Here is a 1730-nt window from a genome sequence, read left to right on the forward strand (position 1 = left end):
TAGAGCCTAAAAAACCTCTCTGCCATATGACAGAGAGGTTGAACCTTTGTATATAAGGTATATTAACGCTTCGAGAACTGTGGTGCACGACGAGCGCCTTTAAGACCGTATTTCTTACGTTCTTTCGCACGAGCGTCACGCGTTAGTAAGCCAGCGCGCTTTAATGGTAAGCGGTACTCTGGGTCCGCTTCTAATAGTGCGCGTGCAACGCCTAAACGGATTGCACCTGCTTGACCTGAGAATCCACCACCATCAACGTTGATATGAAGATCATAGTTACCAGTGTTTTCTGTAACGTCTAATGGTTGGTTAATTACACGACGTAGTGTTTCGTGTGGGAAGTAGTCTTCTGCGTCTACTTTATTTACAACGACTTTACCGTTACCAGGTACTAGTCGTACACGTGCTACAGAGCTTTTGCGACGGCCTGTGCCGTAATATTGTACTTGTGCCACTTAGATTACCCTCCTTAATTATCCACGAAGCTCGTAAACTTCTGGTTTTTGTGCATGATGCTTGTGATCAGCGCCACGGTATACGTGTAGCTTTGTGCCCATCTTACGACCTAATTTATTTTTAGGTAGCATACCTTTTACTGCTTGCTCAAGCATTTTTTCTGGATAATTCGTACGCATTTCTTCTGCTGTACGCTCCTTCAAACCACCTGGGTGATTTGAGTGACGGTAATACATTTTATCAGTTAACTTTTTACCAGTTAATTCTATCTTTTCTGCATTAATAATGATGACATTGTCACCTGTATCAACGTGTGGTGTGTAGCTCGGCTTATGCTTACCACGAAGTAATGTCGCAACTTCAGTAGCTAGGCGACCAAGAGTTTGGCCTTCCGCGTCCACTACATACCATTTACGTTCAACGTTACTTTCGTTTGCCATAAATGTTTGGCGCATTGCGTTTCCCTCCTAAGAAATCCGTTTCGTATCGTTTTATCTCATCACGAATAGTTTCCGGGGCTATTACGTGGTAATGATAAAATGCCATAGAATATATTATAATATCTATGGCATTGATGTCAAGCTATATTGCGTTTTTTATTACAAAATCAGTCATTTTTTTAAGTATGACTAACTTCTCGCATCATCGCTTCTTGCTGTGCGGCTAAAACAGTGTTCCGAAGTAGCATCGCGATCGTGACTGGTCCGACACCACCTGGTACTGGTGTGATCGCACTTGCTCGATTATAACACGTTTCGTATTCACAGTCACCAATATTCCCTTTGTTATATCCTGCATCTAACACAACCGCACCTTCTTTTAACCATTCACCTTTAACAAACTCAGGCTTTCCTACTGCTGCCACAACGATATCTGCCTGACTCACCATTTGTTCTAAGTTTTCGGTTCTTGAATGACTAATTGTAACGGTTGCATTACGATTTAAAAGCATCATGGAAACTGGCTTACCTAAAATAGGGCTACGGCCGATTACAACAGCATGTTTACCTTCAACATCTATATTATAAAAATCAATCATTTCCATAATCGCTGCTGGCGTACAGCACGGATAAGCATTCAGTTGAAATGCTGTTGATCCAAACCCATGACTCGTTACACCGTCTACGTCTTTTTCTAGCGCAATGGTATCAAACGCTTTTCGTTCTTCGATATGACTTGGCACCGGGTGTTGTAGCAAAATGCCGTGCACTGTCTCGTCTTCATTTAGTTGCTTAATCGTTTGTAACAATTCTTCAGTCGTCGTTTCTAGTCGG

3 protein-coding genes are annotated in these 1730 nt (G+C 42.2%); all 3 read right to left on the reverse strand.

The window, feature by feature from the left end; translation table 11 throughout:
- Positions 1-62: 62 nt before the first annotated feature.
- On the reverse strand, positions 63-455 hold the full coding sequence (gene rpsI, locus A194_RS0116145; protein WP_017187814.1) for a 30S ribosomal protein S9: 393 nt from the start codon (positions 453-455) through the stop codon (positions 63-65).
- Positions 456-473: 18 nt separating this feature from the next.
- Entirely contained in the window at positions 474-911 is a 438-nt protein-coding gene (rplM, locus tag A194_RS0116150; protein ID WP_017187815.1) for a 50S ribosomal protein L13, read from the reverse strand.
- A gap of 164 nt (positions 912-1075) precedes the next feature.
- A partial coding sequence (locus tag A194_RS19000; RefSeq protein ID WP_017187816.1) for a bifunctional 5,10-methylenetetrahydrofolate dehydrogenase/5,10-methenyltetrahydrofolate cyclohydrolase occupies positions 1076-1730 on the reverse strand: 655 nt, incomplete at its 5' end.

Origin of the sequence: Alkalibacillus haloalkaliphilus C5, assembly GCF_000269905.1 — a bacterium.
Lineage (GTDB): Bacteria > Bacillota > Bacilli > Bacillales > Alkalibacillaceae > Alkalibacillus > Alkalibacillus haloalkaliphilus_A.